This is a genomic window from Exiguobacterium sp. U13-1 (assembly GCF_001750115.1).
Lineage (GTDB): Bacteria > Bacillota > Bacilli > Exiguobacteriales > Exiguobacteriaceae > Exiguobacterium_A > Exiguobacterium_A acetylicum.
In genome coordinates this window covers 465,001-480,868 of sequence record NZ_CP015731.1, presented here as the reverse complement: position 1 = coordinate 480,868, position 15,868 = coordinate 465,001, and the positions used below count along the sequence as shown (strand labels likewise).

Annotated in this window: 16 protein-coding genes and 2 rRNA genes (1 of these 18 cut by a window edge); 1 reads left to right on the top strand and 17 read right to left on the bottom strand. The window is 48.9% G+C overall.

Annotated elements, in window-relative coordinates:
• Window positions 1–52: 52 nt before the first annotated feature.
• From ESP131_RS02505 to metG, 6 genes are all read right to left on the bottom strand, one after another.
• Window positions 53–292: a Veg family protein gene (locus ESP131_RS02505; protein WP_012368950.1), complete on the bottom strand. Its 240-nt coding sequence runs from the start codon at window positions 290–292 to the stop codon at window positions 53–55.
• Between the two features lie 84 nt (window positions 293–376).
• Entirely contained in the window at window positions 377–1,255 is an 879-nt protein-coding gene (rsmA, locus tag ESP131_RS02500) for a 16S rRNA (adenine(1518)-N(6)/adenine(1519)-N(6))-dimethyltransferase RsmA (protein ID WP_023466540.1), read from the bottom strand.
• Window positions 1,252–1,809: a ribonuclease M5 gene (rnmV, locus tag ESP131_RS02495; protein WP_069940138.1), complete on the bottom strand. Its 558-nt coding sequence runs from the start codon at window positions 1,807–1,809 to the stop codon at window positions 1,252–1,254. The genes rsmA and rnmV overlap by 4 nt, the downstream gene beginning before the upstream one ends.
• Window positions 1,810–1,875: 66 nt before the next feature.
• Window positions 1,876–3,147: a 3D domain-containing protein gene (locus ESP131_RS17025; protein ID WP_047392709.1), complete on the bottom strand. Its 1,272-nt coding sequence runs from the start codon at window positions 3,145–3,147 to the stop codon at window positions 1,876–1,878.
• Window positions 3,144–3,911 (bottom strand): TatD family hydrolase, encoded by a 768-nt coding sequence (locus ESP131_RS02485; protein ID WP_023466535.1) that lies wholly within the window; start codon window positions 3,909–3,911, stop codon window positions 3,144–3,146. The genes ESP131_RS17025 and ESP131_RS02485 overlap by 4 nt, the downstream gene beginning before the upstream one ends.
• 59 nt (window positions 3,912–3,970) lie before the next feature.
• Complete coding sequence (gene metG, locus ESP131_RS02480) at window positions 3,971–5,950, bottom strand: methionine--tRNA ligase (RefSeq protein ID WP_257785285.1); 1,980 nt, start codon at window positions 5,948–5,950, stop codon at window positions 3,971–3,973.
• A 324-nt stretch (window positions 5,951–6,274) separates the two neighbouring features.
• Between metG and ESP131_RS02475 the strand changes: the two genes are divergently transcribed.
• The gene (locus tag ESP131_RS02475; RefSeq protein WP_023466531.1) at window positions 6,275–6,571 is read left to right on the top strand and encodes a transition state genes transcriptional regulator AbrB; all 297 of its coding nucleotides are present in this window, start codon (window positions 6,275–6,277) and stop codon (window positions 6,569–6,571) included.
• Between the two features lie 34 nt (window positions 6,572–6,605).
• On the opposite strand, the gene rsmI is transcribed toward ESP131_RS02475, so the two are convergent.
• The 11 genes from rsmI to ESP131_RS02420 all read right to left on the bottom strand — a co-directional run.
• Window positions 6,606–7,463, bottom strand: coding sequence for a 16S rRNA (cytidine(1402)-2'-O)-methyltransferase (gene rsmI / locus ESP131_RS02470; RefSeq protein WP_047392712.1), 858 nt, complete (start codon window positions 7,461–7,463; stop codon window positions 6,606–6,608).
• The gene (locus tag ESP131_RS02465; protein WP_029343047.1) at window positions 7,460–7,714 is read right to left on the bottom strand and encodes a GIY-YIG nuclease family protein; all 255 of its coding nucleotides are present in this window, start codon (window positions 7,712–7,714) and stop codon (window positions 7,460–7,462) included. The genes rsmI and ESP131_RS02465 overlap by 4 nt, the downstream gene beginning before the upstream one ends.
• Entirely contained in the window at window positions 7,707–8,444 is a 738-nt protein-coding gene (locus ESP131_RS02460) for a tRNA1(Val) (adenine(37)-N6)-methyltransferase (RefSeq protein WP_029343046.1), read from the bottom strand. The genes ESP131_RS02465 and ESP131_RS02460 overlap by 8 nt, the downstream gene beginning before the upstream one ends.
• A 51-nt stretch (window positions 8,445–8,495) precedes the next feature.
• Window positions 8,496–8,846 (bottom strand): DNA replication initiation control protein YabA, encoded by a 351-nt coding sequence (gene yabA / locus ESP131_RS02455; protein ID WP_119182633.1) that lies wholly within the window; start codon window positions 8,844–8,846, stop codon window positions 8,496–8,498.
• An 8-nt stretch (window positions 8,847–8,854) separates the two neighbouring features.
• Window positions 8,855–9,685: a PSP1 domain-containing protein gene (locus ESP131_RS02450; RefSeq protein ID WP_029343044.1), complete on the bottom strand. Its 831-nt coding sequence runs from the start codon at window positions 9,683–9,685 to the stop codon at window positions 8,855–8,857.
• A 6-nt stretch (window positions 9,686–9,691) separates the two neighbouring features.
• The gene (locus tag ESP131_RS02445; protein ID WP_050677360.1) at window positions 9,692–10,684 is read right to left on the bottom strand and encodes a DNA polymerase; all 993 of its coding nucleotides are present in this window, start codon (window positions 10,682–10,684) and stop codon (window positions 9,692–9,694) included.
• On the bottom strand, window positions 10,684–11,013 hold the full coding sequence (locus tag ESP131_RS02440) for a cyclic-di-AMP receptor (protein ID WP_023466519.1): 330 nt from the start codon (window positions 11,011–11,013) through the stop codon (window positions 10,684–10,686). Before ESP131_RS02440 ends, ESP131_RS02445 begins: the two co-directional genes overlap by 1 nt.
• The gene (tmk, locus tag ESP131_RS02435; protein ID WP_029343042.1) at window positions 11,010–11,648 is read right to left on the bottom strand and encodes a dTMP kinase; all 639 of its coding nucleotides are present in this window, start codon (window positions 11,646–11,648) and stop codon (window positions 11,010–11,012) included. Before tmk ends, ESP131_RS02440 begins: the two co-directional genes overlap by 4 nt.
• The gene (locus ESP131_RS02430; RefSeq protein WP_069940136.1) at window positions 11,645–13,063 is read right to left on the bottom strand and encodes an aminotransferase class I/II-fold pyridoxal phosphate-dependent enzyme; all 1,419 of its coding nucleotides are present in this window, start codon (window positions 13,061–13,063) and stop codon (window positions 11,645–11,647) included. Before ESP131_RS02430 ends, tmk begins: the two co-directional genes overlap by 4 nt.
• A gap of 69 nt (window positions 13,064–13,132) precedes the next feature.
• Window positions 13,133–13,248: ribosomal RNA gene (gene rrf / locus ESP131_RS02425) — 5S ribosomal RNA — on the bottom strand.
• A gap of 47 nt (window positions 13,249–13,295) precedes the next feature.
• Window positions 13,296–15,868: ribosomal RNA gene (locus ESP131_RS02420) — 23S ribosomal RNA — on the bottom strand (it continues 341 nt past the right edge of the window).

Here is a 15,868-nt window from a genome sequence, read left to right as displayed (position 1 = left end):
AACCTTTCCACAAAAAAAGAAGCGAACATTTTGTCCGCTTCGGAAGGTAAGTTTACGAATTCGCAAATTCGATTTGTACGGAGTCTGTTAGCACGTCGGCGTAGCTATAAGAAACTCGCTCGACATTGTGGCGCTCTGCGTCTAGCTTGACTACAAACACCGAAGGATACGTCTCAACGAGCGTTCCGATTCGGGTTACGACCTTTTTACGACCGCCGCTTGCTTTTAGCGTCAGTCTTTCACCAACATGTGTTTCGAAAACATGTCTGATTTCGTTCAACGTCTTTGGCATACGCTTCACCTCACTAATATTTATTATAGCATATTAAATAAATATTAGAAAGGGGAAATATTATATCTGTTCTAATCGTATCCGTCAACGTTTTTTAATTGGCAAAAGTGCATCCGCTAACTGTGCGAATTCCTGCAGGCTGAGCGTTTCTCCGCGACGACGTGGTTCGATTCCAGCTTCCAACAATGCCGCTTCGACCGCCGCCTTTTCCGTCTTCCCGAAGTGTGTCGTCAAGTTGTTCAAAATCGTTTTCCGGCGTTGTGCAAAACTTGCTCGGACGATTTCGAAGAATAATGCCTCATCCTGTGTCTGTACCGCCGGCTCTTTTCGAATGTTCAAACGGATGACTGCTGAATCGACATTTGGTGCCGGAATGAAGACTTGTTTTGGAACCGTGAAGCAGACTTCAGCTTCCGCATAATACTGAATCGCGATCGATAGAGAACCGTATGCTTTCGTGCCCGGTTTTGCACCAATTCGTTCAGCGACTTCCTTTTGAATCATCATGACGAGCGTCCGAAACGGTGCTTTCGCTTCGAGAATCCGCATGATGATCGGTGTCGTGACGTAATACGGGAGGTTCGCGACGACGGCAATGTCAGTGATGCCTTCTTGCGTGAACTCTTCTGCGACGATCGTCGAAAGATCAAGTTCAAGAGCATCGCCGTGAATGACCTTCGTATGAGGATACGGTGAAAGTGTATCGTCAAGAATCGGTAGCAACCGCTGATCGATTTCAAGAGCGACGACTTTTTTCGCCTGTTTCGCCGATTGTTCCGTCAATGAGCCGATTCCTGGTCCGATCTCGAGTACTCCGCTTTCAGGCGTTAATCCAGCTGCCCCGACGATGTTTCCTAATACGTTTAAATCGATTAAAAAGTTTTGTCCCAACGATTTTTTAAACGAAAAGCCATGTTTCGCTAAAATTTCTTTCGTCCGGTGCAATGTAGCAATGTCTTTCAAACTTCTTCCTCCTCTAATTGTTTCAATGCCGCTTCCCATTCCGCCCGCGTGATTCGGATCGATGCGACGCGTTTGACGAGTTGTTTTGCATTTGGTTCACCGATCGCAAGAATCTGACCGAGACGACGACGACGGATCGAGGCTGCTGGTCCACCGATCAAATCGGCTGCTAGAATCATCTCACGTGTCACTTCGGCAACCGGTGCTTCTTCCGTCTCATAGACAGCAGCGAGCGCCTCTTCGATTGCGTCAGGTGAGGCATGTTCCACACCGATTTTGCCTCGTTTATCTTTTGCTTGGGCACGCGGAAGATAAGCATGTTTACAGCCTGGTACGCGTTCATTGATTCGGGCACGGATACGATCTCCTGGAAAATCAGGATCCGTGAAGATGATGACACCGCGTCGTTCAAGGGCCTTCTCGATGCGTTGCATCGTTTGTTCATTAACGGCTGAGCCGTTCGTTTCAATTGTATCGACATCAAAAACTTCCTGTAATCGTGTCGTATCATCCCGTCCTTCGACGACTATGACTTCTTTTAAGCGTTTCCGCATGATCTCTCCACCTTCTTCAAACACTCTCGTAATTGTACCTGTTTCCACGAAAAAAACAAGGAAGCGTCACGTGTCCGCTTCCGTTGCACTAGGAATGACCCAGACTTGCAGTTGTTTTCGACCGAACGTCTTCGCTTTTTGTTCTCCGTCGACCAAGACATCGATCTTATTTCCTTTGATGGCTCCACCGGTATCGAGGGCGATCGCAAGACCCACTCCTTCGACGTAGACCTTCGTTCCAAGCGGAATGACTTTCGGATCAACCGCGATGATCGGCATCCCTTGATAAGTAATCGTATCCGTCACGTCATACCCGGTCGCTGTCAAGGCACGTCCGTTGTACAAACGACTGCCGTTCGAAGCTGGATCGTTCGTATACGCCGTCGCTTCGACCATCAAACTCTTCGCACTCGAAAAATCAAGGTCCGCATCGGCTTTCGGTGTTTCAGTTAGTGGATTCGTCGCCTGCTCTTCGTTAAAGACGGGTGCTTCAGTAGGCGTCTCGATTGGTTTTGTTCCGACCTTGACGACTTGTTTGATAGGTGTCCGTGTCACTTGGTCATCAATCAGTTTCTTCTCTTTGCTAAGACCGTCAGCTAATGTCAATTGATACTTTTTCGTTCGGACACCTGGACGACCAGATGCCGTCACGAGTTGCTCGCCTTCCGGTAAGGTCGGATCCTCGACTTCTTCAATTTCAAACGGAACGAGCTGTTCTTGCGTCAACGTCGCACGACGTGTCGTGTTGACGGTAATCAACGTACCTTCCGTCACGCGGGTGTCGGGATCCGGAGCGACCCGGTCTTCTTTTTGCAAGCGGATTCCTTCTCGCGCTAACAATTCGCGGACGGACGTCTCATACGTGTAGATTTGTCGGGCTTTTCCACCGACGACGAGATCAACGGGAAAAGCTTCCCGGTACCGCACCGTCATGCCGTTCGTCAATACAGCATCAGAGGACGGATAGATATCATCGGTGTCTGCTTTCTTGATGCCGCGTTCTGCAAGCAAATCCTTCACTTGCCGTGCCTGCGTCCGAACCCGACGTGATTCACCATATCCCATGATCAGCGTGATTTCTTTTGCCCGCTGAATGACGATCAATCGTTTTTCCGGCAAGTCGGCACTAAGAGCCGGTTCAATCACATCATTGTCACGCGTCGTAATACCAGCTTCTTCGAGTGCTCCATAGACAGAGTCAGCTGTCGTTTCAATTTGCTGTTCTTGACCATCAATCAAGACAGTCACAGTCTGTGGATGATCCATCATCCCATAGACGAGTGCAGCCGCAAGTAGCAGGCTGCACCCGATCGTAACGAATGTCAACGAACGCATCATGGCAGACGGAAGACCCGTTTTGCATTTTCTGTCGTCGCCGCTTCCACATCGGCATACATCATGCCACGGAGCTGCGCAATCTCTTCAGCGACGAACCGGACGTAAGCTGGTTCGTTGCGTTTTCCGCGGTGCGGTGTCGGTGTCAGATACGGACAATCCGTCTCAACGAGTAAACGATCGAGCGGTACTTCCTGTGCGACACGCTTCGGCATCTTCGCATTCTTAAACGTCACGGGACCACCGAGTGAAATGTAGAAGTTCATCGCCAGGCATCGTGGTAGCAATTCAGCACTCATGCTGTAACTGTGCAGAATCCCCCCGACTTCTTTTGCATCCTCTTCTTCAAGAATTCGTAACGTATCTTCTGTCGCTTCCCGGTTATGGATGACGATTGGCTTCTTCTTCTGCTTCGCGAGACGGATCTGTTTACGGAAAGCTTCCTGCTGCACGTCCTTCGGTGACGTGTCCCAGTGATAGTCGAGCCCGATTTCTCCAAGCGCGACGACTTTTTCATGGTCCATCAACCGTTCGACCTTTTGATAAGCTTCCTCATCAAAATCAATCGAGTCGACAGGATGCCAGCCGATGACCGCATAGAGATCGTCATACGCTTCGACGAGCTCCATCGCGCGATCAATCGTCTTATGATCAAATCCTACGACGATCATCGGTGAGACGCCGTTCGCGCGTGCCCGCTCGATCGTCTCGTGGACGTCATCCGCAAATTGGTCTGCATTCAAGTGAGTATGTGTATCGATTAACATAGCTATTCGACTCCTTCTTTAAAAAAATGCCTGTGACATGAAGTCCACAGGCATCGGTTTTATTTTACGCTTGCGCCGTTCGCCATCGTTGACGGGACCGTCGCCAGTTCAAGTTTTCCTGCTTTTTCAGCAGCAAGGACCATTCCTTGTGAGAGTTCGCCACGTAACGTGACCGGTTTCAAGTTCGCCACGACGATGACTTTTCGTCCGACTAAATCTTCCGGCTCATACCACTGAGCGATACCGGAGACGATTTGGCGTGTTTCATTCCCCATATCGACTTGTAGCTTCAATAGTTTTTTCGCCTTTTTGATTTTCTCAGCCGTCACGACTTCACCAACACGTAATTCGATTTGGTCAAAGACATCGATCGTCGTTTCCGGACGGACATCTTCATCCGCCTCTTCGACTTCCTCTTCCTCAACACGTGCTGCAGAAGCTTGACGCATCATGTCGACGATTGCTTCGACTTCTTCTTTGACGTCGAGACGTGGGAAAATCGGTGTCGCTGTTCCAACTTTTGTTCCTGGTGTGATGTCTGCGAACTTCTCGAGCGCTGCCCAGTCCATCGCTTGTCCAGAGAGACCGAGTTGCGCAAAGATCTCTTTTGGTGAACGCGTCATGAACGGTTGCAACATGATCGCCACGTGACGCAAGACGCCGACGAGATGCACCATGACTGAACCGAGTTCGACTGTTTTCGTTTCGTCTTTTGCAAGCACCCAGGGTTGTGTCTCATCGATGTACTTATTGGCACGGCTGATCAATTGCCAAATGTTCGACAGCACAACAGAGAATTCCATGTGTTCCATCGATGCTTCGACTTTCGTGACCGTTTCTTTTGCAAGATCCGACAATGTCGCATCAAACGGTGTCACATTACCTGTATAGGCTGGGATCTCACCATCAAAGTATTTCGTGACCATCGCGATTGTCCGGTTGAGTAAGTTCCCGAGGTCGTTTGCTAAATCGTAGTTCATCCGCTCAACGAATGCTTCAGGTGTGAACATACCGTCCGAACCGAATGGCACTTCCCGTAAGAGGTAGTAACGAAGAGCGTCGAGACCGTAACGATCCGTTAATGGAATCGGATCAACGACGTTTCCTTTTGATTTCGACATTTTTCCGTCTTTCATCAACAACCAACCATGTGCGAAGACTTTCTTCGGTAATGGGAGGTCAAGCGCCATCAAGAGTGCCGGCCAGATGATTGTGTGGAAACGAACGATTTCTTTTCCGACGAGATGGACATCTGCTGGCCAGTACTTATCGAAGTTACCATGATCATCTGTACCGTAACCGAGTGACGAGATATAGTTCGTCAACGCATCGATCCAGACGTAGACAACATGCTTCGGATTCGACGGGACTTGTACACCCCAGTTGAACGTCGTCCGTGAGACCGCTAAGTCTTGAAGACCTGGTTTAATGAAGTTATTGATCATTTCGTGTTTACGTGATTCCGGTAAGATGAATGACGGATTCGCTTCAAAGTACTCAAGCAGACGGTCCGCGTACTTGCTGATCCGGAAGAAGTAACATTCTTCGCGAACGAGTTCGACCGGGTGTCCGCTGTCAGGGCTCTTCCCATCGACGAGTTGTGATTCCGTATAGTACGTCTCATCCGGAATCGAATACCATCCTTCGTATTCGCCTAAATAGATATCGCCTGATTCAAGAAGTGTTTCGAACACTTTTTCGACGACTTTCTTGTGACGTGGTTCTGTCGTCCGAATATAATCATCGTACGAGATGTCGAGACGATCCCATAAGACTTTAATCTGTTCGACGACACCGTCGACGAATGCCTGTTCCGAGATCCCTGCTTCTGCTGCTTTTTCCTGGATCTTTTGACCGTGCTCATCGCTACCAGTCAAATACCGGACGTCGAATCCTTGAAGCCGTTTGTACCGTGCCATCGCATCTCCAGCCACCGTCGTGTACGCGTGACCGATATGTAGTTTTGCACTTGGATAATAAATTGGGGTCGTGATATAAAATGTCTTTGCCATGTTATTCCTCCGTTCTCTGATTTCCATCTTCATTATAGGCTATTATACGCTGTTACGGGACTGATGTCGAAACTCACTTTTTGTCGAATCGAAACATTTTTTGACATCAGACATCAAATTACAAAAAAACACACTCTATAGTTTCATTTCCTTTAAAAAGGGAAAATATATTAATAAATCGTTTCAAATATGGTGTTTTTGAGAAATAAATGACATTTTGATTTCAAACTATTCAGATTGGTTGACTACTTTTGGAAAGTCTAGTATTCTACATTCTATAGAAACGATGTCGAATTTTGACGATTTTTCAAAAGAAAAAGAGATCCATGACATCAAAGGAGGAACAACAAAATGAAATCAACAGGTATTGTACGTAAAGTAGACGAGCTCGGTCGTGTCGTAATTCCAATCGAATTACGCCGTACACTTCAAATCGCAGAAAAGGATGCCCTCGAGATCTATGTCGATAACGAACAGATCATCCTTAAAAAATATAAACCAAACATGACTTGCCAAGTCACAGGAGAAGTTTCAGAAGATAACTTCAAATTGGCTGATGGTAAATTGATTCTTTCACCAGATGGCGCACAACGCGTTCTCGTTGAATTAAAAGATTTCCTCGATCGTCACTACGCAAGCAACGAATAAACACAAAAGGAAGCTCCTGACGGGGCTTCCTTTTTTAATCTGCTTCGTGAAACGCGAGGTACAGTTCCTGACGGTCCAGTCCCCGTTCCTTTGCGACACGCTTCAACGCCGCATTAGGCTTTTCGCCTTCTTCGATGTACCGGCGGATTTGCTCGAGCGGATCACTGTCTTGGATGACAGCATCCGGTCGTTCTTCGTTTGATCCTTCGACAAGAACGACGAACTCGCCCCGAACGTCTTCTGCTGCCCAAGCGCGTAATTCACTCACGCTCCCCCGAATGTATTCTTCATACCGTTTCGTTAGTTCCCGAGCTAACGTCACGTGACGATCACCAAGTACTTCCTCGACCCCTTGTAACATCTCTTTCAAACGATGCGGTGCTTCATAAAAGACGAGCGTTCCTGTTTCGTATTTCAATTGCTCTAACGCTTCGCGACGCTCTTTTTTCTTCCGTGGCAAAAAGCCGTAATACAAAAAGCGTTCTGTCGAAAGACCAGACGCGACAAGAGCTGTTAACGCAGCGTTTGCACCCGGAAGAACGATGACAGGAATGTCTGCTGCAATCGCTTGACGAATCAAATCACTTCCCGGGTCCGAGATACCTGGCATGCCGGCATCGGAGACGAGAGCGATTTGTTTTCCTGCCTCTAAATCAGCGAGGAGTCGTTCTCCGCTCGTTTGTTTATTGTGTTCGTGGTAACTGACAAGCTTCGTCTCAATCGAAAAGTGCCGAAACAGTTTCATCGTCTGCCGGGTATCTTCTGCTGCGACGATATCGGATTCCTGTAAGATCCGGACGGCCCGATACGTCATGTCTTCTAAATTGCCGATCGGTGTCGGGACGATATAGAGACCGGCTCCTTGCTGTTGATAGCTACTCGTCGCTTTCATGAGGTTCCTCCTTGAATCAAACGTTCTTTTTGTGAACGTGTTAATTGTTTAATCGCATATTCCCGCTTCATTGCCTCTGACTTCGTTGCGAATATCTCCTGATGAACGAGGACGACCGGTAGACGGGCACGTGTATACTTCGCACCCTTACCTGCGTTATGTGTCGCGATGCGTTGCGTGACGTCTACCGCGTAACCCGTATAATACGTATCATCTTGGCAACGAACAATATAGACTGCATGCTCAGACATCGAACAGCTCCTTCATCTGAGCCGCATACGAGTTGTCCGCTTCATAGACGATGAATGGGGGAAGGACCTTTAGTCCAGGTTTTGCATCCTTGATCCCCTCGATCAAGAGCATGTTCGCTTCCTTCCCTGCTTTCGGATAAATCAGCTGCATCCGTTTCGGTTCCAAGCGATACGCCCGCATCAAGGTAACGATATCAAGCAGTCGTTCCGGTCGATGGACGAACGCTGCTTTCCCGCCTTGTTTCAACAAATCAGATGCACCTCGAATACAGTCTTCGAGTGTACAGAGGACTTCATGTCTTGCAATCGTATAATGTTCACTTTGGTTTTGGTTCGATGTCTCGTTTGCTAAAAAATAAGGAGGATTACAGGTGACAGCATCATAGATGCCGTATCCAAGACGCGTACCCGCCTCTTTGACGTCCCCTTCAATCATCTCAATCCGATTGTTCAGTTCATTCAAGTTGACGCTACGTCGTGCCATCTCCGCTAGTCGCGGTTGAATTTCAAGACCCGTGATCTGCCCTTTCGTCCGGTAGGATAAAAAGAGTGGAATCGCACCGTTTCCCGAACAGAGATCGGCAATCCGTCCCTGTTGAATCGGGACCCACGCAAATCGTGCGAGCAGTGCCGCGTCGAGTGAATACGAGAAGACGGATGGACTTTGAATGATTTTCCCTTCTTGTCCTAAGAGATAATCAAGTCGTTCGTCTGGTAATAGTTCAAACATGTCGTGCCTTCCTTTCCGAAAAAAAGACTGACTCATGTAGAAGTCAGCCTCTCAATGTTTCGTTAACATGGATAAGCAAAAGAGGCAATCGCCGTCTTTTCGTACTTGTCCATAATGCAAGTTACAGATGTGGAACCCTTCCTGGTACAATCGTCCGAGATTATCGTAGCCCGCACCGACGCCCGCTTCCGCTTCTTCCGCTTCCGTGACCGGCTGTTGTTCATCGCGTTCGACTTTTTCCCGAAGATGATGATTCTCCAGATACAGATGTTGGTTCTCTTCCATCATGTAAGCCAGCTGATCCTTTAACACGCTCAGATGCTCAGTCAGCAAATGAATCTGTTGCTCAATCGCATCGACACGCGTAATGATTTCTTTTTTATCGACTCTCTCCACGCGTATGCACCCCGTTATTCTTTTGGTCGTTTTGGTTTTACGGCACCAACGGATAATAGTTCTTCCATCGAATACGTCAAGACGCGGGAACGATCCTTCAGTTCGATTTGAACGACTTGATCGAGGATGTTCAAGCCAACGACGCGTCCTTCGCCTTCAGGTACCGTCAAACGTTTTCCGTAGTCCGGCAAATCACGGCGCATCTCTTCATACGTATCGTTCTCATATTTCAAGCAGCACATCAAACGACCACATACTCCTGAAATCTTCGTCGGATTCAACGACAGGTTTTGATCTTTTGCCATCTTGATCGAGACCGGTTCGAACTCACCAAGGAAAGATGAACAACATAAGACACGACCACACGGACCGATGCCTCCAAGTAACTTCGCTTCATCCCGAACACCGATTTGACGGAGTTCGATGCGTGTCCGGAAGACAGCCGCTAAATCTTTGACGAGCTCACGGAAATCGACACGTCCTTCTGCCGTGAAGTAGAAGATGACCTTATTGCGGTCAAACGTGTACTCGACATCGACCAATTTCATATCGAGTTTATGTTCACGGATTTTTTCGACACATACCGCATGCGCATCAAGCGCTGCGACTTTATTTTCGCGGACGATCATTGCATCCTTATCGTCAGCAATTCGAAGAATGGATTTCAGTGGCAACACCACATCTTCTTCGTCCATTTGTTTATCGGCGATGACCACTTCGCCATATTCAATGCCCCGTACCGTCTCAACGATGACTGCTTGTCCTCGTGATAATGACTCTTGTCCAGGTGCAAAATAATAAATTTTGCCCGCTTCTTTAAAGCGAACGCCTACTACTTCTAGCATGTCGCTCTACCCTTTCTGTAAGTCAAACATGAGACGCTCAACTGTTAATTGGGGATTAACATTCGCTTCGACCCGTCGGACTGCAGCAAGCACAGCTTGCAACCAGCGGGTGATCGTCGTCTGGCTCTTAGACCCCATCTGTTCAAGTTGGGGTTTACTATTCGTATAGGTCATACCTTCCCACGCCGGATTCAGTTTCAGACGTAAGACATCCTCGAAGAAACAGGTGACGAGTTCAAGACCGATTCGGACATCCTGACGGTTCTTGAATTGTCCCATCCATTTCTCTTGTACGAACAGCGGTAAATCAGCCGGACGATTCGCTAATTCCTCCATCAATTGTAACACTGACGCTCGCGCATTTACAAACCAGTCTTCGAGTAATGCTTCTTCCGCATCCTCGACTTTTGGATAGACACGCGCTGCCAGTTGCGTCAACTCGTGGTCCCGTCCCGTTTTTTCAGATAAAACCTCGCCAATCATTTGACGATCCGCTGGGCGAAAACTTAATAACTGTCCCCGCGATCGAATCGTCGGTAAAAGGAGTTGAGGTTGATTCGTCAACAATAAGGCTACTTTTCCTTCTCCTGGTTCCTCAAAGAACTTCAGCAAACTGTTCGCTGCCTGCGGAGTCATCTTATGGGACTGGGTAATGACATAAATCTGACGATCGCCTTCGAGTCCTCGGAGTGAGAGATCATGCATCAATTGTTGAATCTGTTCTTTTTTGATGGTCGCGCCATCTGGTTCGATTTCATAATAATCGACCAAGTTGCCACTTTCCATCCGCCGACAGCTACGACAGACACCACACGGTTCTACATCGACCGGTGCCTCACAAAAAAGGCTTTTCGCGAACAAGTGAGCCGCTTCAAGTAGAAGCGGCTCATAGTCTCCGGTGAAGATATAAGCGTGATTGATTCGATCGTTCCGTAACGAATTTTGAAGAATCGTCGAAATGACCGATTGTGTCTGTTCCAGTTCATGAAACGTCTGCATCAGAATTGATGAAACCCTTCGATTGGCAAGACGAAGACCGTTGCCCCGCCTACCTGGACTTCAACGGGATACGGGATATAAGAATCGGCATGACCACCCATTGGTGAGATTGGAGAGACCATCTGTTCGCGGCTCGAACAGTTCTTTTTGATCAATCGTAACAAATCATCGAGACGCTCACTCTGTACACCAATCATGAACGTCGTGTTCCCTTCTTTAAGAAAACCACCTGTCGTTGCCAGTTTCGTTGCTCGGAAATCATGCTCGACAAGTGCTTCCGCCAAACGTAAGCTATCTTTATCTTGAACGATCGTAATGACCATTTTCATGAGAATCTCTCCTTTTCTTCTAAATACGTAATGACATCTTCCACTAAGTCCTGATGAATCGCTTCAATCGACCGATTGGCTTGTACGATCTGTACCCGTTCTGGATCCGACGCCGCAATCTGCTGAAAACCATCATAGACGCGGGCACGAAACGCATCATCTCGTTGCTCGATTCGATCAAGTGCTCCCCGATCCATCATTCGTTTTTTAGAATCTTTTACCGTTAAATCAAACAAATACGTCCGGTCTGGCGCCAACCCGCCTGTTGCAGAATCATTGATTTGACGCACGAGATCAATCGGATGTCCAAGACCATATCCTTGATACGCAAGTGACGCATCGACGAATCGGTCACATAAGACGATTGTGCCTGCCTCTAACGCCGGTCGAATCAATTCCTCGACATGCTGGGCACGAGACGCTGCATACAGCAGAATTTCCGTCATCTCTTTCATCTCTTCAAAATCAGGATTCAAAATCAACGAACGAATTTCGTTTCCAACGCGTGTGCCACCTGGCTCGCGGGTCGTCATGACGTTATAGCCCTTTTCTTTTAACACATCGCCAAGCAATTGTAGTTGTGTCGTTTTACCGGCACCATCCGGTCCTTCGACAGTAATGAACGTACCTTTCATTCTTCAAACCCTTCCTCTATGACGCGTAACGCTCCTCGTTGCAATTGTTCGCCTCCTTGCAAATGAACGGCTACGGTTTGATAATGTCGTAAACGTAATACCTGTTCCGCCGTAATACGTTCTCCTCTGACGATCAACGGAATGCCTGGCGGGTACGGAATAATCGTTTCGAGTGAAACATGACCGATACACTCATCCAGCTGACGGAACGTACCTGTTGCTTGTTCTAACTGTTCATAAGAACAAGATAAAGCAGATACCTGTATTTTACCCATAATTGGTTGCTCGATATACCTTTTCAAAGGAATTCCTTCTGATTTCATCATTTGAATGGCTCGTTCGACACGATGGACCCAGTCATTCTGCTCAGACTTTGCTAGCGGACGAAGTGGCAAAATACAGACGACGTGATCTCCTAGAGCAAATTCCGCATCGAGTTGAACAGCTCGTAACGCGTGCAGCAACGCATCTCCTGAATATCCCTCATACGTTAATGTCATCCGTGACCAATCATCGAAGCGAAGGACCGTCATATGATCGAACCGTTGAAGTGCTTCGATGAATGCATCATGACTAGCCTGAATATCTGACATACCTTTAACTGTCCATTGTTCACGATAGGAACGCGCATAGTCTAATGAAGCCAGAAGTAAATATGAAGGACTTGAGGTCTGAAACGCTTGAAGCGCTCGCTGTAACTTCCTTCTCGTCTTTTCTGAAAATCGCTCGTGCATCCATGCTCCCATCGTTAGTGCGGGAAGCGTTTTATGGGCAGATTGAACGACCGCGGTTGCTCCTAATTCAAATGCTGAGCGCACACCAAATGCTTCACCGAAGTGTGCACCGTGTGCTTCATCCACTAATAAAGGGAATTCATGCGACGCTGTGAGCTGAACGAGTGACATGATATCAGCTGCTTCCCCGTAATAGGTCGGTGAAGTGATAAACACGCCAACTCCTCCTGGATATTTCGTAAACGCTTCCTTTAATGTTTCACGTGAAACATGGCCACTAATTCCCGTTTCCTCATGAATATCTGGTTCAAGAAAGATCGGTTCGATGCCTAGCCATTCTAACGCATTGAACACGGATTTATGCGAGTTACGCTGTACATAAACACGCTCTCCTCTTGTTGCTATAGCGGCAAGCATCGCCCAATTCCCAACAGTCGAACCATTCACAAGGAAATGACTCGCTTTTGCATCATAGACTTTTCGCAACAAAGCTATCGCGTCTGCAATGGCCTCTTCCGGATGATGAAAATCATCTAGACCAGGTAATTCTGTGACGTCCCATTTAAAAAAGTCAGGAAGCGGTGTTAATGTCCCATTCTTATGTCCAGGAACATGCCATGAGATGGGCGTTCGATCTAAGTGACGTCGAAGTGCATGTACAATAGGAAGTTCGTGTTTCATGAAAAAACTCCTTTTCCTCTAAAATGATTACACAAAAAGACCGACCTGCAATCTGCAGATCGGTCAAGTGCCTGGCAACGTCCTATCCTCACAGGGGGAAGCCCCCAACTACTTTCGGCGTTCAAGTGCTTAACTTCCGTGTTCGGCATGGGAACGGGTGTGACCACTTGGCTATCGTCACCAGACGATCGGGCTCGCGCCCTCAAAACTGAAGTCATCAACAAGCATCTGCTAGAACAAGGCCTCGACCGATTAGTATCACTCAGCTCCACATGTCGCCATGCTTCCACCCGTGACCTATCTACCTCATCGTCTCTGAGGGGTCTTTCTTGATTACTCAAAGGGAAATCTCATCTTGGAGGGGGCTTCATGCTTAGATGCTTTCAGCATTTATCCCGTCCGCACGTAGCTACCCAGCGATGCTCCTGGCGGAACAACTGGTACACCAGCGGTGCGTCCATCCCGGTCCTCTCGTACTAAGGACAGCTCTCCTCAAATTTCCTGCGCCCACGACGGATAGGGACCGAACTGTCTCACGACGTTCTGAACCCAGCTCGCGTACCGCTTTAATGGGCGAACAGCCCAACCCTTGGGACCTACTCCAGCCCCAGGATGCGATGAGCCGACATCGAGGTGCCAAACCTCCCCGTCGATGTGGACTCTTGGGGGAGATCAGCCTGTTATCCCCAGGGTAGCTTTTATCCGTTGAGCGATGGCCCTTCCATGCGGAACCACCGGATCACTAAGCCCGACTTTCGTCCCTGCTCGACTTGTAGGTCTCGCAGTCAAGCTCCCTTCTGCCTTTGCGCTCTACGAATGATTTCCAACCATTCTGAGGGAACCTTTGGGCGCCTCCGTTACTGTTTAGGAGGCGACCGCCCCAGTCAAACTACCCGCCTGACACGGTCCTCCAGCCGGATCACGGCTGCGAGTTAGAGACTCTATGCATGAAGGGCGGTATCCCAAGGGTGACTCCTCCGAAGCTGGCGCTCCGGGCTCGACGTCTCCCGCCTATCCTGTACATCATGCACAAAGCCTCAATATCAGGCTGTAGTAAAGCTCCATGGGGTCTTTCCGTCCTGTCGCGGGTAACCTGCATCTTCACAGGTACTATGATTTCACCGGGTCTCTCGTTGAGACAGTGCCCAAATCGTTACGCCTTTCGTGCGGGTCGGAACTTACCCGACAAGGAATTTCGCTACCTTAGGACCGTTATAGTTACGGCCGCCGTTTACTGGGGCTTCGGTTCAAAGCTTCGCTTGCGCTAACCCATCCCCTTAACCTTCCAGCACCGGGCAGGCGTCAGCCCCTATACGTCATCTTGCGATTTAGCAGAGACCTGTGTTTTTGCTAAACAGTCGTTTGGGCCTATTCACTGCGGCTCTACTCATGTAGAGCGTCCCTTCTCCCGAAGTTACGGGACCATTTTGCCGAGTTCCTTAACGAGAGTTATCCCGCGCGTCTTAGAATTCTCATCTCGCCTACCTGTGTCGGTTTACGGTACTGGCGCCTTCCCCCTCACTAGAGGCTTTTCTTGGCAGTGTGAAATCGTGACCTACGTCCCTACGGGACTCCGCGTCGTTCCTTGACTTTGATGCCTGACGGATTTGCCAATCAGACGGTCTTGAAACTTGCACATGCACTTCCATCCGCATGCGTCACTATCCTCCTGCGTCCCCCCATTGTTCAAACGGTGGATCGGCGGTACAGGAATATCAACCTGTTATCCATCGCCTACGCCTTTCGGCCTCGGCTTAGGTCCAGACTAACCCTGAGCGGACGAGCCTTCCTCAGGAAACCTTGGGCTTTCGACGGAGGGGATTCTCACCCCTCTTTTCGCTACTCACACCGGCATTCTCACTTCCAAACGCTCCACTGCTCCTTCCGGTACAGCTTCGCAGCGGTTTGGAACGCTCCCCTACCATTCCTTACGGAATCCGCAGCTTCGGTGGTATGTTTAGCCCCGTTACATTTTCGGCGCGGCGCCACTCGACTAGTGAGCTATTACGCACTCTTTGAATGGTGGCTGCTTCTAAGCCAACATCCTAGCTGTCTAGGCAGCGCCACATCCTTTTCCACTTAACATACACTTTGGGACCTTAGCTGGCGGTCTGGGCTGTTTCCCTCTTGACTACGGATCTTATCACTCGCAGTCTGACTCCCGAGTATAAGTTGCTGGCATTCGGAGTTTAACTGAATTCGGTAACCCTGTGGGGGCCCCTAGTCCAATCAGTGCTCTACCTCCAGAACTCTCAACCTCGAGGCTAGCCCTAAAGCTATTTCGGGGAGAACCAGCTATCTCCAGGTTCGATTGGCATTTCACCGCTACCCACACCTCATCCCCGCACTTTTCAACGTGCGTGGGTTCGGACCTCCAGTCAGTGTTACCTGACCTTCATCCTGGACATGGGTAGATCACCTGGTTTCGGGTCTACGACAACGCACTGAACGCCCTGTTCAGACTCGCTTTCGCTACGGCTCCGCCTCATCGGCTTAACCTCGCGCGTTATCGTAACTCGCCGGTTCATTCTACAAAAGGCACGCCATCACCCGTTAACGGGCTCTGACTACTTGTAGGCATACGGTTTCAGGATCTATTTCACTCCCCTTCCGGGGTGCTTTTCACCTTTCCCTCACGGTACTGGTTCACTATCGGTCACTAGGGAGTATTTAGCCTTGGGAGATGGTCCTCCCGGATTCCGACGGGGTTTCACGTGTCCCGCCGTACTCAGGATCCACTCTGGAGGGAAAACAGTTTCAGCTACAGGGCTGTCACCTTCTTCGGCCGACCTTTCCAGGTCCTTC

What these genes read in the sequence shown, in the direction of transcription:
- ESP131_RS02505 (WP_012368950.1), bottom strand. Translation starts at nt 292, where the DNA reads ATGCCAAAGACGTTGAACGAAATCAGACATGTTTTCGAAACACATGTT.
- rnmV (WP_069940138.1), bottom strand. Translation starts at nt 1,809, where the DNA reads ATGCGGAAACGCTTAAAAGAAGTCATAGTCGTCGAAGGACGGGATGAT.
- ESP131_RS17025 (WP_047392709.1), bottom strand. Translation starts at nt 3,147, where the DNA reads ATGATGCGTTCGTTGACATTCGTTACGATCGGGTGCAGCCTGCTACTT.
- ESP131_RS02485 (WP_023466535.1), bottom strand. Translation starts at nt 3,911, where the DNA reads ATGTTAATCGATACACATACTCACTTGAATGCAGACCAATTTGCGGAT.
- metG (WP_257785285.1), bottom strand. Translation starts at nt 5,950, where the DNA reads ATGGAAATCAGAGAACGGAGGAATAACATGGCAAAGACATTTTATATC.
- ESP131_RS02475 (WP_023466531.1), top strand. Translation starts at nt 6,275, where the DNA reads ATGAAATCAACAGGTATTGTACGTAAAGTAGACGAGCTCGGTCGTGTC.
- rsmI (WP_047392712.1), bottom strand. Translation starts at nt 7,463, where the DNA reads ATGAAAGCGACGAGTAGCTATCAACAGCAAGGAGCCGGTCTCTATATC.
- ESP131_RS02465 (WP_029343047.1), bottom strand. Translation starts at nt 7,714, where the DNA reads ATGTCTGAGCATGCAGTCTATATTGTTCGTTGCCAAGATGATACGTAT.
- ESP131_RS02460 (WP_029343046.1), bottom strand. Translation starts at nt 8,444, where the DNA reads ATGTTTGAACTATTACCAGACGAACGACTTGATTATCTCTTAGGACAA.
- ESP131_RS02450 (WP_029343044.1), bottom strand. Translation starts at nt 9,685, where the DNA reads ATGCTAGAAGTAGTAGGCGTTCGCTTTAAAGAAGCGGGCAAAATTTAT.
- ESP131_RS02445 (WP_050677360.1), bottom strand. Translation starts at nt 10,684, where the DNA reads ATGCAGACGTTTCATGAACTGGAACAGACACAATCGGTCATTTCGACG.
- ESP131_RS02440 (WP_023466519.1), bottom strand. Translation starts at nt 11,013, where the DNA reads ATGAAAATGGTCATTACGATCGTTCAAGATAAAGATAGCTTACGTTTG.
- tmk (WP_029343042.1), bottom strand. Translation starts at nt 11,648, where the DNA reads ATGAAAGGTACGTTCATTACTGTCGAAGGACCGGATGGTGCCGGTAAA.
- ESP131_RS02430 (WP_069940136.1), bottom strand. Translation starts at nt 13,063, where the DNA reads ATGAAACACGAACTTCCTATTGTACATGCACTTCGACGTCACTTAGAT.